This is a genomic window from Streptomyces cinnamoneus, from assembly GCF_014650495.1.
In the GTDB taxonomy this organism is placed as follows: domain Bacteria; phylum Actinomycetota; class Actinomycetes; order Streptomycetales; family Streptomycetaceae; genus Streptomyces; species Streptomyces cinnamoneus.
On sequence record NZ_BMVB01000004.1, the window covers coordinates 121,004 to 147,300 of the forward strand.

The following is a 26,297-nucleotide window of genomic DNA, read 5'->3' on the forward strand; positions in this document are numbered from 1 at the left end:
AGCAACAGCCGAGACCTTCAGACTCCCAGGAGCACACACACCATGACCGACACCACCGGCAGCCACGGCCACGGCCCGTTCATCGCGGCGATCGACCAGGGCACCACCTCCTCCCGCTGCATCGTCTTCGACCGCGACGGCCGCATCGTCTCCGTCGACCAGAAGGAGCACGAGCAGATCTTCCCCAAGCCGGGCTGGGTCGAGCACGACGCCGTGGAGATCTGGACCAACGTCCAGGAAGTCGTCGCGGGCGCCGTCGAGAAGGCGGGCATCACCGCCGCCGACGTCAAGGCCATCGGCATCACCAACCAGCGTGAGACCACGCTGCTGTGGGACAAGAACACCGGCGAGCCGGTCTACAACGCCATCGTCTGGCAGGACACCCGCACCGACGCCCTGTGCAAGGAGCTCGGCCGCAACGTCGGCCAGGACCGCTTCCGCCGTGAGACGGGCCTGCCGCTGGCGTCCTACTTCTCCGGTCCCAAGGTCCGCTGGCTGCTGGACAACGTCGAGGGCCTGCGCGAGCGCGCCGAGCGCGGCGACATCCTCTTCGGCACGATGGACTCCTGGGTCATCTGGAACCTCACCGGTGGCGTCGAGGGCGGCGTGCACGTCACGGACGTCACCAACGCCTCCCGCACCATGCTGATGAACCTCCGCTCCCTGGAGTGGGACGAGCGCATCCTCTCCTCCATGGAGATCCCGGCCGCCGTCCTGCCGGAGATCCGCTCCTCCGCCGAGGTCTACGGCACCGCCAAGGGCGGCGCCCTGGCGGGCGTCCCCGTCGCCTCCGCGCTCGGCGACCAGCAGGCCGCCCTCTTCGGCCAGACCTGCTACGACAAGGGCGAGGCCAAGTCCACCTACGGCACCGGCACGTTCATGCTGATGAACACCGGTGACGAGCCCGTCCAGTCCTACAACGGCCTGCTGACCACCGTCGGCTACCGCATCGGCGACCAGAAGCCGGTCTACGCCCTCGAGGGCTCCATCGCCGTCACCGGCTCCCTCGTGCAGTGGATGCGCGACCAGATGGGCCTCATCAAGAGCGCGGCCGAGATCGAGACCCTGGCCAGCTCCGTCGAGGACAACGGCGGCGCCTACTTCGTGCCGGCCTTCTCCGGCCTGTTCGCCCCCTACTGGCGCTCCGACGCGCGCGGTGTGATCGCGGGCCTGACCCGTTACGTCACCAAGGCGCACATCGCCCGCGCCGTGCTTGAGGCCACCGCCTGGCAGACCCGCGAGATCACCGACGCCATGACCAAGGACTCCGGCGTCGAGCTGACCGCACTCAAGGTCGACGGCGGCATGACCTCCAACAACTTGCTGATGCAGACGCTCTCGGACTTCCTGGACGCCCCCGTGGTGCGCCCGATGGTCGCGGAGACCACCTGCCTCGGCGCTGCCTACGCCGCCGGCCTGGCCGTCGGCTTCTGGCCGGACACCGACGCGCTGCGCGCCAACTGGCGCCGGGCCGCCGAGTGGACCCCCCGCATGGATGCGGACACGCGTGACCGCGAGTACAAGAGCTGGCTCAAGGCCGTCGAGCGGACCATGGGCTGGATCGAGGACGAGGAGTAATCATGACAACCCCGCAGAGCGTTCCGACCCTGGGAACGCACCCGGCTGCCGGTACCAACCCGGGCCGCGCGGAGACCCGGGAACGGCTGTCCAAGGCGACGTACGACCTCCTGGTGATCGGCGGCGGCATCCTGGGCACTTCGGTGGCCTGGCACGCCGCGCAGTCCGGACTGCGGGTCGCCATGGTGGACGCCGGCGACTTCGCCGGCGCCACCTCCTCCGCCTCCTCCAAGCTCGTCCACGGCGGTCTGCGCTACCTGCAGACCGGCGCGGTCAAGCTGGTCGCGGAGAACCACCACGAGCGCCGGGTGCTGGCCAAGGACGTGGCCCCGCACCTGGTCAACCCGCTCACCTTCTACCTGCCCGTCTACAAGGGCGGCCCGGTGGGCGCGGCCAAGCTCGGCGCCGGTGTGTTCGCCTACTCGGCGCTGTCCGCCTTCGGCGACGGCGTCGGCAAGGTGATCTCCCCGGCCAAGGCCAAGGCCGACAACCCCGGCCTGCGCACGGACAACCTCAAGGCCGTGGCGGTCTACTACGACCACCAGATGAACGACTCCCGCGTGGCCGTCATGACGGTCCGCGCGGCGGTCGAGTCCGGCGCCGTCGTGCTCAACCACGCCGAGGTCACCGGCCTGCGCTTCACGCGCGGCAAGGTGTCCGGCGCGGAGCTGAAGGACCGCATCGACGGCACCGAGTTCGGCATCGACGCGCGCGTCGTCCTCAACGCCACCGGCCCGTGGGTGGACCACCTGCGGAAGCTGGAAGACAAGGGCGCCGCGCCGTCGATCCGCCTCTCCAAGGGCGCGCACATCGTGATGAAGCGCAAGTCGCCGTGGAAGGCCGCCATGGCCACCCCGATCGACAAGTACCGCATCACCTTCGCCCTGCCCTGGGAGGACCAGCTGCTGCTGGGCACCACCGACACCCAGTACGAGGGTGACCCGGCGGACGTGCGCGCCACCGAGGAGGACATCCAGCAGATCCTCGACGAGGCGGCCTTCTCCATCCAGGACGCGGACCTCGACCGCGACCTGATGACGTACGCCTTCGCCGGCCTGCGCGTGCTGCCCGGCGGCCCGGGCGACGTGGCCCAGGCCAAGCGCGAGACCGTCGTCTCCGAGGGCAAGGGCGGCATGCTCTCCGTCGCCGGCGGCAAGTGGACCACCTACCGCCACATCGGCCGTACGGTCATGAAGAAGCTGGCCCAGGTGCCCGGCAGCCCGCTGACCGAGGACATGGAGCCCGTCTCCAGCCTGGTCCGCCGCACCCCGCTGCCCGGCGTCGCCAACCCCAACGCGGTCGCCCACCGCCTGCTCGTCGACCGCGAGCCGGGCAGCCGCATGGACCCGCTGACCGCGCGTCACCTGGCCACGCACTACGGCTCGCTGTCCTTCGACATCGCCCGCATGGTCAACGAGAACCCCGAGCTCGGCGAGCGGATCCACCCCGACGGCCCGGAGATCTGGGCCCAGGTCGCCTACGCCCGTGACCACGAGTGGGCCGAGACGGTCGAGGACGTGCTGCGCCGCCGCACCACCCTGACCATCCGCGGCCTGGACGACGAGGACGTCCGCACGCGCGTCAAGGACATGCTCAGCGACCGCGGCTGATCCGTCGGCAGGTCCGCACAGGGGAGGGACGCCTCGGGCGTCCCTCCCCCGCGCGCGTTCCGGCAGGCAACCAATGCGCTGCCGTGTTCGTCCCTCGAAGGGAAAGAGGGGGACGACATGAACCGGCCGAACATCCGCCGCCGACTGCCGCGCAAACGCCTGGTGGTGCGCATCGCCCTGACGCTGGTCCTGGTGGCGCTGACGCCCGTCGTGGCGGCGGGCAGCGCGCTGCGGGCCGCGTACGCCGGGGCGCCCGCCGACGAGGCCGTCACCCGCGGACGGGACGCGGTCTGGCTCGGCCACGCCTGGGTGGACGGCCGGCGCGGCGCGGCGGACCTGGCCCGGCTGAAGCAGCGCATAGGCGACACCGGCATGCGCGACCTGTACGTGCACGCCGGGCCGCTGGAGCACAACGGCACGCTGCCCCCCTCCGCGTACCGCAACGTACGCTGGCTGATCGACTCCGTGCACCGCGAGCTGCCGGGCGTACGGGTGCAGGCGTGGCTGGGCGACAAGCTGGTCCGCGAGGGCGGCGGCGGGCTGCGGCTGGCCTCGGCGCAGGCCCGCGCGGCCGTGGTGGCCAGCGCCCGTCAGGTCATGGCGGCCGGCTTCGAGGGCGTGCACCTGGACGTCGAACCGGTGCCCACCGGCGACGAGGACTTCCTCGCCCTCCTGGACGGTCTGCACCCGGCGGTGCGTTCGGCCGGCGGCGTGCTGTCGGTCGCCGCCCAGCAGATCGACCCGCTGCCCTCGATGCACAGCGCCTCGGGCATGCTGGGCAGCAAGAAGTGGTGGACGCAGAACTACTTCGGCAAGGTCGCCCGCCGCACCGACCAGATAGCCGTCATGTCCTACGACACCGCCCTGCCGTGGGAGAACCTCTACGGCGGCTACGTGGCCCGCCAGACCGCCCTGGCCCTGCAGGCCACCCCCCGGGGCACGGACCTGCTGATGGGCGTGCCCTTCTACCACACGGACAACTGGGGCCACCAGAGCCGGGCCGAGACGGCCGCGGCCGCCGTGCGCGGCAGCCGCCTCGGGCTGAGCCGCGAGGACCGGCACCGGCAGCGGTTCGGGCTGGCGCTCTACGTGGACTTCGCGGCCACCGAGGCCGACTGGCGTGCCTACCGCGCCGGATGGGGCGTGCGTGGCTGAAAGTCCCTCCCCCTCAGGGACTGCGAACGGGGGTCGTCGAAGTCGTAGGCTTGGGGCACACGCAAGACAACCGCAACTGCACGGAACGGCAACCGGCGGTGCCACGGGCCCACCCGTGCGCCCCGGTCGGAAGGAGGCGCTGGGTGATCGAGCTTGAGGGGGTTCCCGAGCTGATCGACCCGGTCATGATCTGTGCCTTCGAGGGCTGGAACGACGCCGGTGACGCCGCGTCCAGTGCGGTCGCGCACCTGGACCGGGAGTGGAAGGGCGAGGTCTTCGCGGCGCTCGACGCCGAGGACTACTACGACTTCCAGGTCAACCGGCCCACGGTCTGGCTGGACGGCGGCGTACGGAAGATCACCTGGCCGACCACCCGGCTTTCCGTGGTGCGCACGGGCGGGGCCGGCGGCAAGGGGGCGCCCCGCGACCTCGTCCTGGTGCGCGGCATCGAGCCGAGCATGCGCTGGCGCTCGTTCTGCAACGAGATCCTGGGCTTCGCCCACGAGCTCGGCGTGGAGATGGTCGTGATCCTGGGCTCGCTGCTCGGCGACACCCCGCACACCCGGCCCGTTCCGGTCAGCGGCGTCACCTCCGACCCGGACCTGGCCCGCACCCTGGACCTGGAGGAGTCCCGCTACGAGGGGCCCACCGGCATCGTCGGCATCCTCCAGGAGGCGTGCACCCACGCCGGCGTCCCGGCGGTGAGCCTGTGGGCCGCCGTGCCCCACTACGTCTCCCAGCCGCCCAACCCGAAGGCCACCCTGGCCCTGCTCAACCGCCTGGAGGACCTGATCGACCTGCGCATCCCGCAGGGCGAGCTCCCCGAGGACGCCCGGGCCTGGCAGCTGGGCGTGGACCAGCTGGCGGCCGAGGACAGCGAGGTCGCCGAGTACGTGCAGTCGCTGGAGGAGGCGCGGGACACCGCCGACCTGCCGGAGGCGTCCGGCGAGGCCATCGCCCGCGAGTTCGAGCGCTACCTGCGCCGCCGGGACGGCCAGCCGGGGCCCGCGCAGCCGGGCCAGCCGGGCGGCCTGGCGGCGGAGCCGGGCCTGGCCGAGGGCGGCAAGGACGCCTCCTACCTGCGCGACACGTCCAGCGGCCGCACCCGGCCGCCGCGGCCGCCCGCGCGTGACGAGGACGGGGGAGCGGGCAAGGGCCCGGAGGAGGACGACGGCCCGGAGGACGAGGGCTGATCCCCGCCGCTCCCGCGCGCCGGCGCGGACAGCGGAATATCGACGCGACGCACCGTAACGGTCGGTCGTACACTTGTCGGTCCGGTGAAGGCCGGTTCGCGCCACCTGTCACAGGGGTGTGCGGACCGGCCTTCTCGTCCCCTCAGGAGGTGTGCGGATGACCAGCAGCATCCCCGCTGTCGACACCCGTTCGGCGGCACCGGCCCTGCAGGCCGTCCTGCTCGACATGGACGGCACCCTGGTCGACACCGAGGGTTTCTGGTGGGAGGTGGAGGTCGCCGTCTTCGCCGAGCTGGGCCACCAGCTGCTGGAGGAGTGGCGGGAGGTCGTGGTCGGCGGCCCGATGACGCGCAGCGCCGCCTTCCTGATCAAGGCCACCGGTGCGAAGATCGCCCTCGCCGAGCTGAGCGCCCTGCTGAACACCCGCTTCGCCGAGCTGATCGTCCGGGGCGTGCCGCTGATGCCGGGCGCCCGGCGGCTGCTGGCGGAGCTCGCCGCCCACTCGGTGCCCACGGCGCTGGTCTCGGCCTCGCACCGGCGCATCATCGACCGCGTGCTGCACACCCTCGGTCCCCAGCACTTCACCCTGACCGTGGCGGGCGACGAGCTGGCGCGCACCAAGCCCCACCCCGACCCGTACCTGCTGGCCGCCGCCCGGCTGGGCGTGGATCCGGCGCGGTGTGCCGTGGTGGAGGACACCATGACGGGCGTGACCGCCGCGGAGGCGGCGGGCTGCCGGGTGGTGGCCGTGCCCTCCCTCGCGCCGATCCCTCCGGCCGCGGGCCGCACGGTCGTCGGTTCCCTGGAGGAAGTCGATCTTTCTTTTCTCCGGGGCCTGATCACGGTCTGATCGCCGCATGTGCACCGAGCGTGCAGTGCGAATGACCAAGAACTCTCAGCGCTTGGGCGATTGTTTTCCGTGACGAATACGACGGCTGAATTCCCCCGGGCCCGGCCGTCGGCAATGAAGTGACGTTCGTCACCGGTTCCGTCGCCCGCGCGTCGGCTTGCGCACCTCGAAAAGCGGCTCCGAACGGCGCGAAGCCCACCCTTGTGTCCCGATTGGTGATCAGGTGTCGGAATCGTTCCCGCGTCCGGATATCGGACATTCGCCTTCCGTTATCACCACGTGATATCGCCTCAACTTCATCCCGTTCCGGCGCCGGTGGCCGCGCGCACTAATCTTTTCGCGAGAACTTCACGGCTGCCTGTATGACCAGCACATCAGGTATCGGTAGGGTCCGGGCAGCCGAACGCACCACAGGGAGAGCCCCAGACAATGAACCGCAAGACGATGGTCCTGCCCGCCGTGGCAGGTCTGCTGGCTCCCGTGCTCGTCGCCTGCGGCGGGAGCGAGGGGGCCGGCGGATCCAAGGCCATCGTCGTCGGGACCACCGACCGGTTCGAGCAGACCACCGATGCGCCCGCGCCCTTCGACCCGGCCGCCGCGTACGACATCGGTGCCTGGAATGTGCTCCACAGCACCTTCCAGACGCTCCTGCGCCTGCCCCGCTCCGGCACCGCGCCCGTCGCCGACGCCGCCGAGAAGTGCTCGTTCGGCGACCGCAACAGCGAGCAGTTCCGCTGCACCCTGCGCGAGGGCCTGAAGTTCTCCAACGGTCATGCGCTCACCGCCGAGGACGTCAAGTTCTCCATCGACCGCGCCCGGGCCATCAACTTCGAGAACGGCCCGGTCTCCCTGCTCAGCAACATCGACACGGTGGAGACCCCCAGCCGGCGCGAGGTCGTCTTCCATCTGAAGTCGCCCGACGCCACCTTCCCGCAGAAGATCGCCACCCCGGCCGCGGCCATCGTCGACAGCGAGTCCTACGACGAGAAGAAGCTCGGCAACGGTTTCAAGACCGTCGGCTCCGGCCCCTACACGCTCAAGACCGAGCAGAAGGACGGCCGCGTCGTCAAGGCCACCTTCACCAAGAACCCCGACTACAAGGGCTCGGTGAAGCTGCTGAACGACAAGGTCGAGATGCGCTTCTTCGACGACTCCACGTCGATGGAGAAGGCGCTCACCGACGGCGACATCGACATCATGAACCGCGCCATCCTGCCGGAGCAGATCGACCGGCTGCGCTCCTCCGCGGACCGGGGCGTCCGCCTGATCGAGTCGCCCGGCCAGGAGATCAGCTACCTCGCCTTCAACACCGAGGAGTCCTCGGTGAAGCCCAAGGCGGTGCGCCAGGCCATGGCCCAGCTGATTGACCGTCAGGCCCTGACGCGCGACAACTACAACCGGACGAGCGAGCCGCTGTACTCCCTGGTGCCCACCGGCATCACCGGTCACCAGAACGCGTTCGCCAACAAGTACGGCGAGCCCAGCGTCGACAGGGCGCGCGCCATCCTGCGCGGCGCCAACGTCACCGCGCCGGTGCCGATCACCCTCACGTACACCACGGACCACTACGGTCAGGGCACCGAGAAGGCGTTCAAGACGCTGCAGAAGCAGCTGAACTCCAGCGGCCTGTTCAACGCCAAGATCCAGGGCGTGAAGTGGGCGGACTTCCGCCCCGAGGCCGCCAAGGGCAAGTACGCCGTCTACGGCATGGGATGGTTCCCCGACTTCCCGGACCCCGACAACTACGTCGCCCCGTTCATCGGCCCGGACAACTTCCTCGGTTCCGCCTACCGGAACTCCAAGATCGAGGACCTGATTCCCCAGTCGCGCCAGGCGTCGCAGCGCGAGGGGGCCGCCAAGTTCTTCCAGCAGGCCCAGGAGATCGTCGCCGACGAGGTCCCGGTGCTCCCGCTGTGGCAGGGCAAGCAGTACGTCGCGGTCCGCAGCAAGATCACCGGTGCGGAGTGGGCCCTCAACGCCTCCTCCGAGCTGCAGCCGTGGGAGCTCGGCCGCGGCGCCTGACCCCTCCGTCGGGCACCACCCGGAGCACACCCGCTCCGGCGCACCACCAGCTCCACCAGCTTCACCCAGCTCCACAGAACGAGTTCTCCAGCTACAGACGGTCTCTTCAGCGAACAAAGAAGTGTGAGGAACACGCACGTGAGGAAACGTGACCAGTGGCTCGCCGCCCCGCTCGGCGCGGGGCTTGCCGCCGCCCTGCTCAGCGGGTGCGGATCGGAAGACGGCAAGGCGGCCGGCACCGGGCAGTCGGTGGTCATGGGTATGTCGGAAGAGGTGCTCGCCACCGACCCGGCATCCGGTTACGACCCGGGATCCTGGCTGCTCTTCAACAACGTCTTCCAGTCGCTGATGAGCTTCCCCAAGGGCAGCACCACGCCCGTTCCGGAAGTCGCCAAGAGCTGCAAGTTCAAGAACGAGACCAGCACGGTCTACCAGTGCGAGCTGCGCGACGGGGTGAAGTTCACCAACGGCAACGCCCTCACCTCCGAGGACGTCGCCTTCTCCTTCCGGCGCACGCTGAAGATCAATGACAGGAACGGCCCCGCGGCGTCGCTGCTCTCGTCGATCCAGAGCATCAAGACGCCGGACAAGGCGACCGTCGTCTTCCAGCTGAAGCGCCCGGACGCGACCTTCCCGCAGAAGATCGCCTCCGGCGCCGGCTCGATCGTCGACCACACCGAGTACCCCGCGGACAAGCTCCGCAACGACGGCAAGGCCGTCGGCTCCGGCGTCTACAAGCTGGAATCCCTCGACAAGAACAAGGCCGTCTTCAAGGTCAACGGCGACTACCAGGGCCCGGCCACCGTGCAGAACAGCGGCATGACGCTGAAGTTCTTCCACGGCAGCCAGGACGCGCTGAAGGCGGCCGTCCAGAAGGGCGACGTCGACCTCGCCTACCGTGGTCTGGCCATGAAGGACATCGCCGACCTGGAGGCCGCCGGCGTCGGTGACAAGGACAGCCTCCGGGTCGTCGAGGGCACCAGTGCCGAGGTCCAGCACCTGGTCTTCAACGTCAAGGACCCGGTGGTCGGCAAGGTCGGCGTGCGCAAGGCCATCGCCTACCTCATCGACCGCAGCACGCTCGTCCGCGACGTCTACCGGCGCACCGCCGAGCCCCTGTACTCCGTCGTCCCCAGCGGTATCACCGGCCACAAGACGCCGTTCTTCGACATGTACGGCGACCGGCCCCGCCCGGACAAGGCCGCCGACGCCCTGAAGTCGGCCGGCATCAGCGGCAAGGTCAAGCTCACCCTGTGGGCCACCCCGGTCCGTTACGGCCCGGCGACCGTGGCCGAGTTCCAGGAGATCGCCAAGCAGCTCAACGCCAGCGGCCTCTTCGAGGCGGACGTCCAGAGCGTCCCGCTGGAGCAGTACGAGAAGGACATCGAGGCCGGCAAGTACGGCATCTACGTCAAGGGCTGGATCCCCGACTACCCGGACCCGGACAACTTCACCGCGCCGTTCTTCGGTGAGGACAACGTCCTCGCCAACAACTACCAGTCGAAGGAGATAGCCGGCATCCTTCCGGCCACGGCCGCCCAGGGCAGCCGCCCGGCGACCGTCAGCGACTTCATCCGGCTGCAGAAGACCGTCGCCGACGAGGTCCCCCTGCTGCCGCTGTGGCAGGGCAAGCAGTACGCCGTGGCCAACAGCCGCATCTCCGGTCTCCAGTGGACCCTCGACGCCTCGACCGTCTTCCGTTTCTGGGAGATCAGCAAGGCCGCCAAGGAGTCCTGACCCGGCGGGAACACCACGCACACCACGAACGCCCCGGCGCGCAGCGCGCCGGGGCGTTCGTGGTGGTGACAAGGCTGCCGTCACTGCGCGCCGGGACGCACCAGGCCGCTCTCGTACGCGTAGACCGCGGCCTGCACCCGGTCCCGCAGGCCCAGCTTCGTCAGCACGTGTCCCACGTGCGTCTTGACCGTCGTCTCGCTGACGAACAGATCCGCCGCGATCTCCGCGTTCGACAGGCCGCGGGCCACCAGCTTCAGCACCTCGACCTCACGGTCGGTCAGCGTGTGGAGCGTGTCCGGCAGCGGCTCCTCGCCCGACGGCAGGTGCCCGGCGTACTTGTCCAGCAGCCGCCGCGTGATGCTCGGCGCCAGCATGGCCTCGCCCCCCGCCACCACCCGGATCGCCTGGACCAGCTCATGGGCGGGCGCGTCCTTCAGCAGGAACCCGCTGGCCCCCGCGCGCAGCGCCTCCACCACGTACTCGTCGAGGTCGAACGTCGTCAGCACCAGCACCTTCGCCGGGCCGTTCCGCTCCGGGCCGGTGATCTGCCGGGTCGCCTCCACACCGTCCATGCGGGGCATGCGGATGTCCATCAGCACCACATCGGGCTGCAGCGCGCGGACCTGGTCGAGTGCCTGCAGACCGTCCCCGGCCTCCCCGACGACCGCCAGGTCCTGCTCGGCCTCCAGGATCATGCGGAAGCCGGTGCGCAGCAGCGGCTGGTCGTCGACCAATAGGACGCGGATCGCCACAGGAGAACTCCTTCGCTAGACCGGCTCCATTCTGCCCTGACCCGCTTCGCCCGGGGCATCCGGACCGGTCGCACCGCCCTCGCGCTGCGCCGGCAGGGGCAGCGGGTACGGCGGGGGAGTGCCGCCGAATTCGGGGCAGACGGCCTGGTGGTCGCACCAGCCGCACAGCTTCGTCGGCCGCGGCCGCCAGTCGCCGGTCTCCGTGGCCAGCGAGATCGCCTCCCACAGGGCGCGCAGCTTGCGCTCCACCCCCAGCAGCTCGGCCTCGACCGGGTCGTACGTCAGCACGTCGCCGCTGCCCAGGTACACCAGCTGCAGCCGGCGCGGCACCCGGCCGCGCAGCCGCCAGATCACCAGCGCGTAGAACATCATCTGGAACAGGGCGTCCCCGCGGTACTGCGGGGCCGGGGCCTTGCCCGTCTTGTAGTCCACGATCCGCAGATCGCCCGACGGCGCCACGTCGAGCCGGTCGACGATGCCCCGCAGCTTCAGCCCCGTGGCCCCGGCCCCCTCGATGACCGTCTCCACGAAGAGCTCCCGCTCGGCCGGCTCCAGCCGGGTGGGGTCCTCCAGCTCGAACCAGCGGTCGACCAGCCGCTCCGCGTCCGCCAGCCACGCGGCCAGCCGCTGGGCGTCGTGCGTGCCGTCCTCCCCCTGGAACAGCTCCGCCAGCTCCGGCCGGGCCGCCAGCAGCTTCTCCCACTCGCCCGGCAGCAGCCCGCGCGCCCGGGGGGCCGTGCGCTCGGCCGCCGGGGCGTCGAAGAGCCGCTCCAGCACCGCGTGCACCACCGTGCCCCGGGTGGCGGCGGGGCTCGGCTTCTCCGGCAGCCGGTCGATCACCCGGAAGCGGTAGAGCAACGGGCACCGCATGAAATCGGCCGCACGGGACGGCGAGAGCGACGACGGCGGCACGGCGCCCGACGGGGCGGCGGAGCGGTCCCCGGCCGGCCCGCTGCCCTGCCCGGCGGAATGGTCGGTGGCGGTATCCATGACACAGACCCTACGGCCCGTCACTGACAGTCGGCGACATACCATCGACGGTAGACCTCCTCGCACTGCATGATCGTGACAGCGCACCAGGCGGGTGCGGGGGGAACGGATCCGACGAGGGGACACCGTGGACAACAGCGGGCAGGGCCAATCCGGCGGCGGGGGCGCAGGCCGACCGGCCGGGCCCGGGGACCGCCGGCCGCAGCGTCCGAAGGAGGCCGGCGGCGGCATCCTCATGGGCCGGCCCTTCGGCGTGCCCGTCTACGTGGCCCCCAGCTGGTTCCTGGTCGCCGCCCTGATCACCTGGGTCTTCGGCGGCCAGCTCGACCGCGTCCTGCCCGAGCTCGGCCGCGCCCGCTACCTGGTCGCCCTCTTCTTCGCGGTCGCCTTCTACGCCTCCGTCCTGGTCCACGAGCTCGCCCACACGGTCGCCGCCCTGCGCTTCAAGCTTCCCGTGCGCCGCATCCAGCTCCAGTTCTTCGGCGGCGTCTCGGAGATCGAGAAGGAGAGCGAGACCCCCGGCCGCGAGTTCGTGCTGGCCTTCGTCGGCCCCCTGCTCTCGCTGCTCCTGGCGGGCGCCTTCTACCTCGGCCTGCTCGCCGTCGAGCCCGAGTCCGTCCCCGGCGTCCTGCTCGCCGGACTGATGGTCTCCAACCTCCTGGTCGCCGTCTTCAACCTGCTGCCCGGCCTGCCCCTGGACGGCGGCCGGATGCTCCGGGCCGTGGTCTGGAAGATCAGCGGCAAGCCCATGACCGGCACCGTCGCCGCCGCCTGGGTCGGCCGCGCGCTCGCCGTCTCCGTCCTCGTCGGCCTCCCGCTGCTCACCCACGGCGGCGGGCTCGGCGGCAGCGACTCCGAGGACTTCGGCGGCGTCGACATGCTCACCGACGCCCTCCTCGCCGCCATCCTCGCGGCGATCATCTGGACCGGCGCCGGCAACAGCCTGCGCATGGCCCGCCTGCGCGAGCACCTGCCCGCCCTGCGCGCCCGCGCCCTGACCCGGCGCGCCGTCCCCGTCGAGGCCGCCACCCCGCTCTCCGAGGCCCTGCGCCGCGCCAACGAGGCGGGCGCCCGCGCCCTGGTCGTCGTCGACGGCCAGGGCCACCCCGCCGCGCTCGTCCGCGAGGCGGCCATCGTCGGCGTGCCCGAGCACCGCCGCCCCTGGGTCGCCGTCGGCACCCTCGCCCAGGACCTCAAGGACGGCATGCGGGTGCCCGCGGAGCTCGCCGGCGAGGAGCTCCTGGAGGTCCTCCGCGCCACCCCGGCCACCGAGTACCTGGTCGTCGAGGACAGCGGCGAGGTCTACGGCGTGCTGTCCGCCGCGGACGTCGAGCGGGCCTTCGTCGCGGCCATGGCCCGGCCCTCCTCCTGAAGCCTCGTGGTGCCCGGCCCTCCGCAGGCCCGGTAGGCTGGTCACATGTCCGAACCGACCGGTGCCGCCCGCCGTCGCGGGCCCTTCCAGGTCGGGGACCAGGTCCAGCTCACCGACCCCAAGGGACGCCACTACACCTTCACGCTCGAAGCCGGGAAGAACTTCCACACCCACAAGGGTTCCTTCCCGCACGACGAGCTGATCGGTGCTCCCGAGGGCAGTGTTGTCCGTACCACGGGAAACGTCGCCTACCTCGCGCTGCGCCCCCTGCTCCCCGACTACGTCCTGTCCATGCCCCGCGGTGCCGCCGTGGTCTACCCCAAGGACGCGGGGCAGATCCTGGCCTTCGCCGACATCTTCGCCGGCGCGCGCGTCGTCGAGGCGGGAGTGGGCTCCGGCTCGCTCAGCGCCTTCCTGCTGCGCGCCATCGGCGACCAGGGCATGCTGCACTCCTACGAGCGCCGCGCGGACTTCGCCGAGATCGCGCAGGCGAACGTGGAGCGCTACTTCGGCGGCCCGCACCCCGCCTGGCAGCTGACCGTGGGCGACCTGCAGGACAACCTCTCCGACACCGACGTCGACCGGGTCGTCCTCGACATGCTGGCCCCGTGGGAGTGCCTGGAGGCCGTCTCCAAGGCGCTCGTCCCCGGCGGCATCCTCTGCTGCTACGTGGCGACCACCACCCAGCTCGCGCGGACGGTCGAGTCGATCCGTGAGATCGGCTGCTTCGCCGAGCCGCAGCCGTGGGAGTCCATGATCCGCAACTGGCACGTGGAGGGCCTCGCCGTCCGCCCGGACCACCGGATGATCGGCCACACCGGCTTCCTCGTCACCGCCCGCCGTCTCGCCGACGGCGTGGAGCCCCCGATGCGCCGCCGCCGCCCCGCCAAGGGCGCCTACGGCGACGACTACGAGGGCCCCAACAAGGGCTGACGCCCGCACCACCTCAGCGCGCCGCCGCCGGGTACCGCAGCACGCGGAACTCGGCGGCGGCGCGTGGTCGTTGGGCGACGCGGGCGCCCGGCCCCCTGCTGCGCGGCGGGCGGCGGTGTGGCACGATGCGGAAGATCCTCGTCCCCGCGTCTCTCACAGGAGTCAGCGAGCGTGCAGCCAGCAGGACCCGCGCCCCACCCGCACTCCCGTCCCCGCCCGGTCCACTGGCTCGCCACCGCCGCCGCGCTGGCCGCCGTGCTCGGCGGCGCCGTCCTCGCCGGCCCCGGCGACGCCACGGCCACCGCCACGGCCGGCCGCCCCGCCCCCACCGCCGCCCCGGACCCGTACGCCGCGCACTACCCCGTGAACTGCGGAGCGGTGAGCGCCCAGGTCGTCGGGCAGGCCCCCGCGGACCTCGACGGCGACGGGCGGGCCGAGACGGCCGTGGTCGTGCGCTGCCCCTCCGGGGCGGGCACCAGGCCCAGCGGCGTCTACGTCCTCGCCCACCCGGCGGCCGGAGGGAGTGCGCCGCGCGTCGCGGCGACCCTCGTCGACCCCCGCGAGCGGATGAGCGTCACCGGCCTGGTGGCGGCCGGAGGGACCCTTTCGGCCACTCTGCTCGGCTACTCCGGCCCCGGCGTCCCGCGCTGCTGCCCGGACCGGCGGCGCGTGGTCAAGTGGCACTGGCGGGACGGGAAGTTCGTCCTGACCGCCCAGCCGGTCGCGGGGAGTGTCTAGGCCGTCACTCCGCGTCGGGGCCGTAGACCTCGACCTTGTCCGAGACGCGCCGGACGTGGATGCAGTCGCCCGGGCACTCGTTCGCCGAGTCCCGGACGTCGTTCAGCAACGGCAGCGGCACCGGCGTGGTGGCACCCTTGTCCTGGAGCAGCTCGTCATCGGCGCTCTTCACGTACGCCAGACCGTCGATGTCCAGCTCGAAGACCTCGGGGGCGTACTGCGCGCAGATACCGTCGCCGGTGCACAGGTCCTGGTCGATCCAGACTTCCAGTTCACCGAGTCCGTCTTCCTGCACGGTCATCTCGCCTGCCGTCCCTACGTATGTGAATCAATTGGAGCCAGCCCTGACGGGTGTTGACCGAGTCGACGATACAACCGCCCGCTTTCCGATGTTGGTGGGTGGGTATCCCCCTCACGTGAGGACGTGCGCAAGGGTGAAGATCGGACACACTCCGACCGGGTTTGTGATCTAGGGGTTTCAACCTGCACCGGCCCAGGTAGGGTCAGGAAGCGTCCAGCTCCCCTTGGAGGAGGTGAGGACCGTGGCAGCCCACGACGACGACATGAACCGCGGCATCCGGCCGGGACGAGGGTCTGACGACCCCGCGGGCCAGGTTGCCTATCTTGAGCAGGAGATCGCCGTCCTGCGACGCAAGCTCGCCGACTCTCCGCGCCACACGAGGATTCTCGAAGAGCGCATCGTCGAGCTCCAGACGAACCTGGCCGGCGTCTCCGCTCAGAACGAACGGCTCGCGAACACCCTCCGCGAGGCCCGCGACCAGATCGTGGCCCTCAAGGAGGAAGTGGACCGGCTCGCCCAGCCGCCGGCCGGCTTCGGTGTCTTCCTGCACGCGAACGAGGACGGCACGGCCGACATCTTCACCGGGGGCCGCAAGCTCCGGGTGAACGTCAGCCCCGGCGTCGAGGTCGAGGACCTCCGGCCCGGCCAGGAGGTCATGCTCAACGAGGCGCTCAACGTGGTCGAGGCCATGGCGTACGAGCGGCACGGGGACATCGTCACCCTCAAGGAGATCCTGGAGGACGGCGAACGCGCCCTGGTCATTGGGCACACCGACGAGGAGCGGGTGGTGAGGCTCGCCGAGCCGCTGCTGGACACCACCATCCGCCCCGGCGACGCCCTCCTGCTCGAATCCCGCTCCGGCTACGTCTACGAGGTCATCCCCAAGAGCGAGGTCGAGGAGCTCGTCCTCGAAGAGGTCCCGGACATCGACTACACGAAGATCGGCGGCCTGGGCAACCAGATCGAGCTGATCCGCGACGCGGTCGAGCTCCCCTACCTCTACCCCGACCTCTTCAAGGAGCACGAACTGCGGCCGCCCAAGGGCGTGCTGCTCTACGGCCCGCCCGGCTGCGGCAAGACGCTCATCGCCAAGGCCGTGGCCAACTCCCTTGCCAAGAAGGTCGCCGAAGTCACCGGCAAGCCCGCGGGGAAGAGCTTCTTCCTCAACATCAAGGGCCCCGAGCTGCTCAACAAGTACGTCGGCGAGACCGAGCGGCACATCCGGCTGATCTTCCAGCGCGCCCGGGAGAAGGCCAGCGAGGGCACGCCCGTGATCGTCTTCTTCGACGAGATGGACTCCCTCTTCCGCACCCGTGGCTCCGGGGTCAGCTCGGACGTGGAGAACACCATCGTCCCCCAGCTGCTCTCCGAGATCGACGGCGTGGAGGGCCTGGAGAACGTCATCGTCATCGGCGCCTCCAACCGAGAGGACATGATCGACCCGGCCATCCTGCGCCCCGGCCGGCTCGACGTGAAGATCAAGATCGAGCGCCCGGACGCCGAGGCCGCGAAGGACATCTTCTCGAAGTACCTCACCGAGACCCTCCCGCTGCACGCGGACGACCTCGCCGAGCACGGCGGATCGGCCCGCGCCGCCGTCGACGGCATGATCCAGTCCGTCGTCGAGCAGATGTACGCGGAGTCCGAGGAGAACCGCTTCCTGGAGGTCACGTACGCCAACGGCGACAAGGAAGTCCTCTACTTCAAGGACTTCAACTCCGGTGCGATGATCCAGAACATCGTGGACCGCGCCAAGAAGATGGCCATCAAGGCGTTCCTCGACCACAACCAGAAGGGTCTGCGCGTCTCCCACCTGCTCGCCGCCTGCGTCGACGAGTTCAAGGAGAACGAGGACCTGCCCAACACCACCAACCCGGACGACTGGGCCCGCATCTCCGGAAAGAAGGGCGAGCGGATCGTCTTCATCCGCACCCTGGTCACCGGGAAGCAGGGCGCGGACACCGGCCGCTCCATCGACACCGTGGCCAATACCGGCCAGTACCTGTAACACCGCCGTCCGGCTGCGGATGTCCCTGTTGTTGTCATCCTCCCGCTCACGGGGCGGAGGAGACCGGGGCGTCCGCAGCCGGACGCGTTTTGCCCCACCTGTGGGACGCGCACGACGACCTGATCCGCGCACCGCCAGAACCGGAGCAATGACTGTAATGATCTCCCAAGCGCCGCAAAGCCGTTCTAGGCTCTTCGGTACCACCGCACAGCGCAGTGGGGGATCGGGGACCGTATACGGACCGGAAGCGCAGCGGTACTTGAGCGCCGACCCCACCACGGGGCGTCGCCGGGCAAGGAGGGCCGCATGACCGTACGGCGAGTAATGGGCATCGAGACGGAGTACGGGATCTCCGTCCCCGGTCACCCGAACGCCAATGCCATGCTCACCTCGTCCCAGATCGTCAACGCCTACGCGGCCGCGATGCACCGGGCACGCCGTGCCCGCTGGGACTTCGAGGAGGAGAACCCGCTGCGGGACGCCCGCGGCTTCGACCTCGCCCGCGAGGCGGCGGACTCCAGCCAGCTCACGGACGAGGACATCGGCCTGGCCAATGTCATCCTCACCAATGGCGCACGTCTCTACGTCGACCACGCCCACCCCGAATACAGCTCGCCGGAGATCACCAATCCCCGCGACGCCGTCCTGTGGGACAAGGCCGGCGAGCGCATCATGGCCGAGGCCGCCGAGCGCGCCGCCCAGCTGCCCGGCGCCCAGCCCATCCACCTCTACAAGAACAACACCGACAACAAGGGCGCCTCCTACGGCACGCACGAGAACTACCTGATGAAGCGGGAGACCCCGTTCTCGGACATCGTGCGCCACCTGACCCCCTTCTTCGTCTCCCGCCAGGTCGTCACCGGCGCCGGCCGCGTCGGCATCGGCCAGGACGGCCACGAGCACGGCTTCCAGATCAGCCAGCGCGCCGACTACTTCGAGGTCGAGGTCGGTCTGGAGACCACGCTCAAGCGGCCCATCATCAACACCCGCGACGAGCCGCACGCCGACGCCGAGAAGTACCGCCGGCTGCACGTGATCATCGGCGACGCCAACCTCTCGGAGATCTCCACCTACCTCAAGCTCGGCACCACCGCCCTGGTCCTGTCCATGATCGAGGACGGCTTCATCGCCACCGACCTCGCCGTCGAACAGCCCGTGCGCACCCTCCACCAGGTCAGCCACGACCCCTCGCTGCGACGCCTGGTCACGCTGCGCAGCGGCCGCACGCTGACCGCCGTCCAGCTGCAGATGGAGTACTGCGAGCTGGCCCGCAAGTACGTCGAGGACCGCTTCGGGGCGGACGCAGACGAGCAGACCAAGGACGTGCTGACCCGCTGGGAGGACGTCCTGGGCCGGCTGGAGCGCGATCCGATGAGCCTGGCCGGCGAGCTCGACTGGGTCGCCAAGCGGGAGCTGCTGGAGGGCTACCGCCGCCGCGACGACCTGGGCTGGGACGCGGCCCGGCTGCACCTGGTCGACCTGCAGTACGCCGACGTGCGCCCGGACAAGGGCCTGTACAACCGCCTCGCGGCCCGGGGCAGGATCAAGCGCCTGCTGGACGAGGACGACGTGGCCCGCGCCCGTACGGCGCCGCCGGAGGACACCCGTGCCTACTTCCGCGGCCGCTGTCTGGAGCAGTACGCGGAGGACGTGGCCGCCGCCTCCTGGGACTCGGTCATCTTCGACCTGCCCGGCCGTGACTCCCTGCAGCGGGTCCCGACCCTGGAGCCCCTGCGCGGCACCCGCAACCACGTCAAGGAGCTCCTGGACCGCTGTCGCACGGCGGAGGACCTCGTCCGGGTGCTCTCGGGCGGCTAGCGGGGCCCGGGACCTTCCCTGTGGTGGCCGGGGGTCTGAGAAGTGCGGGAACCGGGAATCATCACGGTGGTTCCGGGACGTTGTAGCAAGTGCAGGGCCGATCGCGGACCCTGCTTGTAGGGTCTGATCTTGTACGTCTCGTGTACGTGTACGTCGAAACCGAGCGGGGTGAGGGGTATGGCGACCAAGGACACCGGCGGCGGGCAGCAGAAGGCCACGCGTTCGACGGAAGAGGTCGAGGAGCAGGCGCAGGACGCGCAGGCGTCCGAGGACCTCAAGGAGCGCCAGGAGAAGCTGTCGGACGACGTGGATTCCGTGCTGGACGAAATCGATGATGTGCTCGAAGAGAACGCCGAGGACTTCGTACGCTCGTTCGTGCAAAAGGGTGGGCAGTAGCGCGAGCTTCCCGTCCCGCGCCCCGGCCAGGGGTGCGGGACGGACGGTTCGCCGGCCCGAAGGTATCGTCCGAGCAGCATTTCAAGATCTCTTCGAAGGAATCGAGTGGAAGCCAACTTTCCTGGTACGGGGCGTCTGCCGGCTGCCTTCCTGACGCCCGGTTCGTCGTCGTTCATGGACTTCCTCGGCGCCCACCGGCCCGAGATGCTGCCGCGCAACCGGCAGCTGCCCGCGCAGGGCGTGATCGAGGCGCCGCACGGGACGACGATCGTGGCCGCGACGTTCCCCGGCGGCGTCGTGATCGCCGGTGACCGCCGGGCCACGATGGGCAACGTGATCGCACAGCGGGACATCGAGAAGGTCTTCCCGGCCGACGAGTACTCGGCCGTGGGCATCGCGGGCACGGCCGGCCTCGCCGTGGAGATGGTCAAGCTCTTCCAGCTGGAGCTGGAGCACTTCGAGAAGGTGGAGGGCGCCCAGCTCTCGCTGGAGGGCAAGGCCAACCGCCTGTCGACCATGATCCGCAGCAACCTGGGCATGGCCATGCAGGGCCTGGCCGTGGTGCCGCTCTTCGCGGGCTGGGACGTGGACCGCGAGAAGGGCCGCATCTTCTCCTACGACGTCACCGGCGGCCGCTCCGAGGAGCACGGCTTCGCGGCCACGGGCTCCGGCTCGCTGTTCGCGCGCGGTTCGCTGAAGAAGCTCTTCCGGGACGACCTCACGGAGGGGCAGGCCACCACGCTCGTCGTCCAGGCGCTCTACGACGCCGCCGACGACGACTCGGCGACCGGCGGGCCCGACCTCGCACGCCGCATCTACCCGCTCGTCATCGTCATCACCGACGAGGGCTTCCGCAAGCTCACCGAGGCACAGTGCTCCGAGATCGTCCGCGCCATCCACGAGCGGCGGCTCGAAGAGCCGGACGGCCCGCGGGCCGCGCTGCTGTGATGTCCTCGTCACCAACAGAAAGGGACGGATAGCGGTGTCGACGCCGTTCTATGTCTCACCCCAGCAGGCCATGGCCGACCGCGCCGAGTACGCCCGCAAGGGCATCGCGCGCGGCCGCAGCGTCGTGGTCCTCCAGTACAACGACGGCGTTGTCTTCGTTGCCGAGAACCCGTCCCGGGCCCTGCACAAGGTCAGCGAGATCTACGACCGGATCGCCTTCGCGGCGGTCGGCAAGTACAACGAGTTCGAGAACCTGCGCATCGGCGGCGTCCGCTACGCCGACCTGCGCGGCTACACCTACGACCGCGACGACGTCACCGCCCGCGGCCTGGCCAACGTCTACGCGCAGACGCTGGGCACGATCTTCTCCAGCGCGGGCGAGAAGCCGTACGAGGTGGAGCTGATCGTCGCCGAGGTGGGGGCCGCCCCCGAGGACGACCAGATCTACCGGCTTCCGCACGACGGCTCGATCGTGGACGAGCACGGCTCGGTCGCGGTCGGCGGCAACGCGGACCAGATCAGCAGCTACCTCGACCAGCGGCACCGGGACGGGATGACCCTCGCCGAGGCGCTCAAGCTGGCGGTGGAGTCGCTCGCCCGGGACACCAACGGCAGTGAGCGCACGCTGACCGCCGAGCAGCTGGAGGTCGCGGTCCTGGACCGCAAGCGCCCGCAGCAGCGCAAGTTCAAGCGTCTCCTCGGGCGGCAGCTGTCCCGGCTGCTGGAGGAGGGCAGCGGTTCCCGCTCCGGTTCCGCAGGCTCCTCGGAGGGCGCCGGGTCCGCGGAGGACGGCGAGGACTGAGCGCGCCGGGGACCGAGCGTGTTGTGCGTACCGCCGGGCGGGCCGGGACATCCGGCCCGCCCGGTGCTCATTTTCCGGCCGCGGGGCCGGTGGACCTCCGGGCCACCAGGCCGACCGGCAGGGCCGTCGCCTCGGCGGGCTTGCCGTCCAGGACGGCCATCAGGGCCCGCATGCCCGCCTCGCCCACGGCCTCGGCCGGCAGCCGGACCGTGGTCAGCTCCGGTTCCAGGGCCGTGGCCAGCGGCAGGTCGTCGAAGCCGGTCACCGAGAGGTCGTCCGGCACCCGCAGGCCCAGCCGCCGGGCGGCCTTGCAGGCGCCCGCGGCCAGCATGTCCCCGTCACAGATGAGGGCCGTCGGGCGCGGTCCGGGTCCGGTCAGCGCGCGCTCGGCGGCGCGGCGGCCGGCATGGACGTCCAGGGCGGCGTGCTCGGTCCGTACGACCGCGGCGGCGGTGCCCTGCAGGGCGTCGGCCAGGGCCCGGGCCCGTACCCGGAAGGTCCACGAGTCGATGCCCGCCGCGATGTGGCCGATACGGCGGTGGCCGAGGCCGAGCAGGTGCCGGGCCACCTGGTGCATCCCGTCGGCGATGTCGAGGTTGACCGTGGCCGCGGCGTCGGTCCGCTCGGGGTCGCTGTCGAGCATGACCAGGGGCAGGCCGCCCTCGCGGATGTCGGTCAGGGCGTCGGCCGCCATGGACGAGGCGATGACGCCGTCGAGGGTGGCCCGTGCCGAGGCGAAGGGGTCGGGGGCGGGGCCGGTGCCGCCGGGGGAGGGGTAGAGCACCACGCCCACGCCGTGCTCGGCGGCGGCCCGGGCCGCGCCGGTGTAGAGGCGGGCGAAGAAGTCGTTGGTGAGGGCGGGCACGACCAGCAGCGCGGTCCGGGTGCGGCCCAGCCGCAGGTTGCGGGCGGCGAGGTTGGGCCGGTAGCCCAGTTCGCGAGCGGCCCCGCGCACGGCCTCGGCGGTCGGTTCGGAGACCCGGCCCCGCCATTTCTCCCCCATGACGAGGGAGACCGTAGCCTGGGAGACGCCCGCGGCACGCGCCACGTCACGGCTGGTGGCCCGGGCGGCCGCGGCGTGCCGCCCCCGGACGGTCGGCCAGCGCGGTCCGCCCTTGTCGTCGCCCTGCCCGACCTCGCGTTCGTCTGCAGCCACCGCTGTGACGCCCCTCTCCGCTGCCGCCGTGCTCCGCGGCTGGACCCGCAGGCTGCGGCCATGGTACGTATAACGAGCTAGTTATACGTAAAACCGGGATGGCTCGGTCAAAGACGACCGGCGCTCGGCCGCCGGATCGCTACGAGAGGCGGACAATGGCGGCGGCGGGCGGCGGTTACGTCGAGATGCTCAAGACGCGGCACGCGGCGCGGCTGCTCGCCGGCACTCTGGTGGGCCGGCTTCCCAACGCCACCGCCGCGCTGGCGATCGTCCTCTTCGTCCGCGCCGAGGGCGGCAGCTTCACCCTCGCCGGTGCGCTCTCCGCCGTCTACGGCGTGGCCAACGCCGTCGGCCAGCCGCTGCTCGGCCGGGCCGTCGACCTCTACGGCCAGCCCCGCGTCATCTTCCCCTCGGCCGTGCTGACCGCGCTGGGCATGGGACTGTTCACCGTCGTCGGCCTGGACCCGCTGCCTCTGTCCTACGGTGCCATGATCCTCGCGGGTCTGTTCGCGCCGCCGCTGGAGGGCGGACTGCGGGCCCTGTGGCCCTCCGTCCTGAAGAACGAGGACGACCTCCACGCCGCGTACTCCCTGGACGCGATCGCCCAGGAACTGATCTACGTGGTCGGTCCGCTGATCGTCACCCGGATCGTCGCCCTGTGGTCCGAGGCCGCCGCGCTGAACGTCCTGCACCTGCTGGGTGTCATCGGCGCCCTCGCGGTGGTCAGCTCGCCGCCCTCCCGCAGGTGGCGCAGTGCGCCCCGCGAGGCGCACTGGCTGGGCGCGCTGCGCTCCCGCGGGCTGCTGGTGCTGCTGGGCACGTTCTTCTTCATCGGCTCGGCCCTCGGCTCCATCGCCGTCGCGTCGGTGGCCTACGGTGACGACCGCGGCGGCGGCAACGTCGCCAGCTACCTCCTCTCGGCCCTGGGCGTCGGCGCCCTGATCGGCGGCTCCGTCTACGGCGCCCGGCAGTGGGGCGGCAGCCCCGAGCAGCGGCTGCGGGTGCTGGTCTGCGGGCTGGCCCTGCTCTACGTACCGCTGCTGCTGGTGCCGGGCGTGGTGGCCATGACGACGCTGGCCGTCGTGGCGGGCCTCTTCCTCGCCCCCTGCCTCGCCTGTGCGTTCGTCGTCGTCGACCGGCACGCCCCGAGCGGCACCGTGACGGAGGCGTTCTCCTGGCTGGTGACCTCCTTCGGTGTGGGCGCCGCGATCGGCACCGCCTTCGTGGGACCGGCGGTCGAATACGGCGGGGCCACCGCCGGGTTCGTCGTCGCGGTGGGCGGCGGCATCGCCGCCGCGCTGGTCCTCCTGCTCGCGCGGCGCTCCCTGCAGGCCCCCGCGGCCGCCTCGACGGTCGTGGCCCGGTCGGAAAATGATCGGAACGGTGCTGTCGAACCCGGTTTCAGCACGGAGCATCAGGCGTAATGTTCAGGCATGGACCGCCGCATTTTCGGGCTGGAGAACGAGTACGGCGTCACGTGCACCTTCAGAGGACAGCGCCGGCTGTCCCCTGACGAAGTGGCGCGGTACCTCTTCCGCCGCGTTGTTTCCTGGGGCCGCAGCAGCAATGTCTTCCTGCGCAACGGCGCCCGTCTCTACCTGGATGTGGGCTCGCACCCGGAGTATGCGACTCCGGAGTGCGACAGCGTGACCGAGCTGGTCACCCACGACAAGGCGGGCGAGCGCATCCTCGAGGGCCTGCTCGTCGACGCAGAACGGCGCCTGCACGAGGAGGGAATCGCGGGCGACGTCTACCTCTTCAAGAACAACACCGATTCCGCCGGGAACTCCTACGGCTGCCACGAGAACTACCTCGTCGCGCGGCACGGGGAGTTCTCCCGTCTGGCGGACATCCTCATCCCCTTCCTGGTCACCCGGCAGCTCCTGTGCGGGGCGGGGAAGGTGCTCCAGACCCCGCGGGGCGCGGTCTACTGCGTCAGCCAGCGCGCGGAGCACATCTGGGAGGGCGTCAGCTCCGCCACCACCCGCTCCCGGCCGATCATCAACACCCGGGACGAGCCGCACGCCGACGCCGAGCGCTACCGCAGGCTGCACGTCATCGTCGGCGACTCCAACATGTCCGAGACGACCATGTTGCTCAAGGTCGGCGCCACCGACCTGGTCCTGCGCATGATCGAGGCCGGTACGGTCATGCGCGACCTGACGCTGGAGAACCCGATCCGGGCCATCCGCGAGGTCAGCCACGACGTCACGGGCCGGCGCAAGGTGCGCCTCGCCAGCGGCCGCGAGGCGTCGGCGCTGGAGGTCCAGCAGGAGTACTACGAGAAGGCCGTGGACTTCTGCGAGCGCCGGGGCATCCGCACGGGCACCGTCGAGCGCGTGCTGGAGCTGTGGGGCCGCTCGTTGGAGGCCATCCGGGACGAGGACCTGGACCGCATCGCCACCGAGATCGACTGGGTGATGAAGTACCAGCTCATCGAGCGGTACCGCGCGAAGAACAACATCTCCATGTCGCACCCGAGGATCGCGCAGATAGACCTCGCGTACCACGACATCCACCGCCGCCGGGGTCTGTACTACCTCCTGGAGAAGCGCGGCCAGGCGGCGCGGGTGTGCAACGACCTCAAGATCTTCGAGGGCAAGTCGGTGCCGCCGCAGACCACTCGTGCCCGGCTGCGCGGCGACTTCATCCGCCGTGCGCAGGAGCAGCGCCGGGACTTCACGGTCGACTGGGTGCACCTCAAGCTCAATGACCAGGCGCAGCGGACGGTGTTGTGCAAGGACCCGTTCCGGTCGGTGGACGACCGGGTGGAGAAGCTGATCGCCGGGATGTGAGAGCGGCGCCGGACGTCGCAAAAGGCACGGATGTGCGCCGGGTCCACCGTACCCGGCGCACATCCGTGTCGGACGGGGTTGATCAGCCGGGCGCAGGCCGTAGAGTGACGGCACTGCCCAGCGACCCCTATAGCCCGAGTTGGACTTCATGAACCACACGAAGAACGCGCGTCGCCTCGCCGCGGCGTTGGCCGTGCCCGTCCTGCTGCTGACCGCCGCGGCGTGCGGGTCCGAGGACGCCGGTGGGTCCTCCTCCGACGCCAAGGTGACGGTGAAGGGGGCGTTCGGGGAGAAGCCCGAGATCTCCGTACCGGACGACGCCAAGCCGGCGGACAAGCTCGTCGTCAAGACCCTGACCGAGGGCACCGGCGAGAAGGCGGAGAAGGGCTCCTTCGTCCGGCTCGACTTCGCCGGGCAGACGATGAAGGACAACAAGCCGCTCGGCGGCACCTGGGCGACCCAGGACAAGACGGCGACGCCCGGCGCGCCGCGCCGCCAGATGGTGCAGCAGCTCGGCCAGCCCAGCCAGGAGATGCCGGCCAAGGTGCTGGACGCGGTGATCGGGCAGAAGGCGGGGTCGCGCATCGAGGTCGAGGGCACCGCCAAGGCCCTGATCGGCGATCAGCTCAACCCGCAGGCGGGTGTCAAGCCCGAGGACGGCCTGGTGTGGGTCATCGACGTCGTCGGGGCCAAGAAGGTCGACCCGAAGGCCGAGGCCAAGGGCGAGCAGGCCAAGCCCGAGGAGGGCATGCCCGAGGTCAAGCCCAATGCGCAGAAGGCCGCCGAGATCGTCATCCCCAAGGACACCAAGGCGCCGACCGAGCTCAAGGAGCAGGTGCTGATCAAGGGTGACGGCGCGGAGATCAAGGCCGGGGACGGCCTGATCGCCCAGTACACCGGTGTGAAGTGGGAGGACGGCAAGAAGTTCGACTCCTCCTGGGACCACGCCGGCGCCACGGCCTTCCAGATCGGCACCGGCTCGGTCGTCCAGGGCTGGGACAAGGGCCTGGTCGGCAAGCACGTGGGCGACCGCGTCGAGCTGGTGATCCCGCCGAAGCTCGGCTACGAGGGCCAGGCGCAGAGCGGACTCGACAAGAACACCCTGGTCTTCGTCGTGGACATCGTGGGCAAGGTCTGATCCCC

The 26,297-nt window shown here is 70.7% G+C and carries 22 protein-coding genes; 18 read left to right on the top strand and 4 right to left on the bottom strand.

What is annotated here, in order from left to right:
* The first annotated feature begins 42 nt into the window (after positions 1-42).
* From glpK to IE182_RS07570, 7 genes are all read left to right on the top strand, one after another.
* Positions 43-1,578, top strand: a complete 1,536-nt coding sequence (gene glpK, locus IE182_RS07540; protein ID WP_190108889.1) for a glycerol kinase GlpK — start codon at positions 43-45, stop codon at positions 1,576-1,578.
* Between the two features lie 2 nt (positions 1,579-1,580).
* Positions 1,581-3,188, top strand: a complete 1,608-nt coding sequence (locus IE182_RS07545) for a glycerol-3-phosphate dehydrogenase/oxidase (protein WP_190108890.1) — start codon at positions 1,581-1,583, stop codon at positions 3,186-3,188.
* A 117-nt stretch (positions 3,189-3,305) separates the two neighbouring features.
* On the top strand, positions 3,306-4,343 hold the full coding sequence (locus IE182_RS07550; RefSeq protein WP_190108891.1) for a glycoside hydrolase family 18 protein: 1,038 nt from the start codon (positions 3,306-3,308) through the stop codon (positions 4,341-4,343).
* Positions 4,344-4,486: 143 nt separating this feature from the next.
* Positions 4,487-5,536, top strand: coding sequence for a PAC2 family protein (locus tag IE182_RS07555; protein WP_190108892.1), 1,050 nt, complete (start codon positions 4,487-4,489; stop codon positions 5,534-5,536).
* A gap of 157 nt (positions 5,537-5,693) precedes the next feature.
* Positions 5,694-6,386 (top strand): HAD family hydrolase, encoded by a 693-nt coding sequence (locus IE182_RS07560; protein WP_190108893.1) that lies wholly within the window; start codon positions 5,694-5,696, stop codon positions 6,384-6,386.
* A 429-nt stretch (positions 6,387-6,815) separates the two neighbouring features.
* Complete coding sequence (locus IE182_RS07565) at positions 6,816-8,408, top strand: ABC transporter substrate-binding protein (protein ID WP_190108894.1); 1,593 nt, start codon at positions 6,816-6,818, stop codon at positions 8,406-8,408.
* 138 nt (positions 8,409-8,546) lie between these two features.
* Positions 8,547-10,145 carry an ABC transporter substrate-binding protein gene (locus IE182_RS07570; protein ID WP_190108895.1) on the top strand — a complete coding sequence of 533 codons (1,599 nt, stop codon included), beginning with the start codon at positions 8,547-8,549 and terminating at the stop codon, positions 10,143-10,145.
* Between the two features lie 80 nt (positions 10,146-10,225).
* Here the strand turns inward: IE182_RS07570 and IE182_RS07575 are convergent, their stop codons facing one another.
* Both IE182_RS07575 and IE182_RS07580 read right to left on the bottom strand, forming a co-directional pair.
* Positions 10,226-10,897, bottom strand: coding sequence for a response regulator (locus IE182_RS07575; RefSeq protein WP_087928839.1), 672 nt, complete (start codon positions 10,895-10,897; stop codon positions 10,226-10,228).
* Positions 10,898-10,912: 15 nt separating this feature from the next.
* A complete protein-coding gene (locus IE182_RS07580) occupies positions 10,913-11,887 on the bottom strand; it encodes a RecB family exonuclease (RefSeq protein ID WP_373303516.1) in 975 nt (324 codons plus the stop codon).
* Between the two features lie 127 nt (positions 11,888-12,014).
* Between IE182_RS07580 and IE182_RS07585 the strand changes: the two genes are divergently transcribed.
* From IE182_RS07585 to IE182_RS07595, 3 genes are all read left to right on the top strand, one after another.
* Positions 12,015-13,259, top strand: coding sequence for a site-2 protease family protein (locus IE182_RS07585; RefSeq protein WP_229844656.1), 1,245 nt, complete (start codon positions 12,015-12,017; stop codon positions 13,257-13,259).
* A gap of 45 nt (positions 13,260-13,304) precedes the next feature.
* The gene (locus tag IE182_RS07590) at positions 13,305-14,192 is read left to right on the top strand and encodes a tRNA (adenine-N1)-methyltransferase (RefSeq protein WP_190108897.1); all 888 of its coding nucleotides are present in this window, start codon (positions 13,305-13,307) and stop codon (positions 14,190-14,192) included.
* A gap of 171 nt (positions 14,193-14,363) precedes the next feature.
* Positions 14,364-14,930, top strand: a complete 567-nt coding sequence (locus tag IE182_RS07595) for a hypothetical protein (RefSeq protein ID WP_190108898.1) — start codon at positions 14,364-14,366, stop codon at positions 14,928-14,930.
* Positions 14,931-14,934: 4 nt separating this feature from the next.
* On the opposite strand, the gene IE182_RS07600 is transcribed toward IE182_RS07595, so the two are convergent.
* A complete protein-coding gene (locus IE182_RS07600) occupies positions 14,935-15,231 on the bottom strand; it encodes a ferredoxin (RefSeq protein ID WP_190108899.1) in 297 nt (98 codons plus the stop codon).
* Between the two features lie 241 nt (positions 15,232-15,472).
* Here IE182_RS07600 and arc point away from each other — a divergent pair, with 241 nt between their 5' ends.
* The 5 genes from arc (at position 15,473) to prcA (ending at position 21,203) form a co-directional block, all read left to right on the top strand.
* Positions 15,473-17,239, top strand: coding sequence for a proteasome ATPase (gene arc, locus IE182_RS07605; protein ID WP_190108900.1), 1,767 nt, complete (start codon positions 15,473-15,475; stop codon positions 17,237-17,239).
* A gap of 306 nt (positions 17,240-17,545) precedes the next feature.
* Positions 17,546-19,057, top strand: coding sequence for a depupylase/deamidase Dop (dop, locus tag IE182_RS07610; RefSeq protein WP_359363187.1), 1,512 nt, complete (start codon positions 17,546-17,548; stop codon positions 19,055-19,057).
* Positions 19,058-19,234: 177 nt separating this feature from the next.
* On the top strand, positions 19,235-19,453 hold the full coding sequence (locus IE182_RS07615; protein ID WP_016325855.1) for a ubiquitin-like protein Pup: 219 nt from the start codon (positions 19,235-19,237) through the stop codon (positions 19,451-19,453).
* A gap of 105 nt (positions 19,454-19,558) precedes the next feature.
* Positions 19,559-20,401 (top strand): proteasome subunit beta, encoded by an 843-nt coding sequence (gene prcB / locus IE182_RS07620; RefSeq protein WP_190108901.1) that lies wholly within the window; start codon positions 19,559-19,561, stop codon positions 20,399-20,401.
* A gap of 34 nt (positions 20,402-20,435) precedes the next feature.
* Positions 20,436-21,203 carry a proteasome subunit alpha gene (gene prcA / locus IE182_RS07625; protein ID WP_190108902.1) on the top strand — a complete coding sequence of 256 codons (768 nt, stop codon included), beginning with the start codon at positions 20,436-20,438 and terminating at the stop codon, positions 21,201-21,203.
* Positions 21,204-21,270: 67 nt separating this feature from the next.
* Here prcA and IE182_RS07630 read toward each other — a convergent pair whose 3' ends face one another.
* Positions 21,271-22,251 (bottom strand): LacI family DNA-binding transcriptional regulator, encoded by a 981-nt coding sequence (locus IE182_RS07630; RefSeq protein ID WP_190109152.1) that lies wholly within the window; start codon positions 22,249-22,251, stop codon positions 21,271-21,273.
* Between the two features lie 263 nt (positions 22,252-22,514).
* On the opposite strand from IE182_RS07630, the gene IE182_RS07635 reads away from it, so the two are divergent.
* The 3 genes from IE182_RS07635 to IE182_RS07645 all read left to right on the top strand — a co-directional run bounded on the left by IE182_RS07635 (position 22,515) and on the right by IE182_RS07645 (position 26,292).
* Complete coding sequence (locus IE182_RS07635) at positions 22,515-23,783, top strand: MFS transporter (RefSeq protein WP_190108903.1); 1,269 nt, start codon at positions 22,515-22,517, stop codon at positions 23,781-23,783.
* 9 nt (positions 23,784-23,792) lie between these two features.
* Positions 23,793-25,154, top strand: a complete 1,362-nt coding sequence (gene pafA, locus IE182_RS07640; protein WP_190108904.1) for a Pup--protein ligase — start codon at positions 23,793-23,795, stop codon at positions 25,152-25,154.
* Between the two features lie 148 nt (positions 25,155-25,302).
* The gene (locus IE182_RS07645; RefSeq protein WP_190108905.1) at positions 25,303-26,292 is read left to right on the top strand and encodes an FKBP-type peptidyl-prolyl cis-trans isomerase; all 990 of its coding nucleotides are present in this window, start codon (positions 25,303-25,305) and stop codon (positions 26,290-26,292) included.
* The last annotated feature ends 5 nt before the right edge of the window (positions 26,293-26,297 follow it).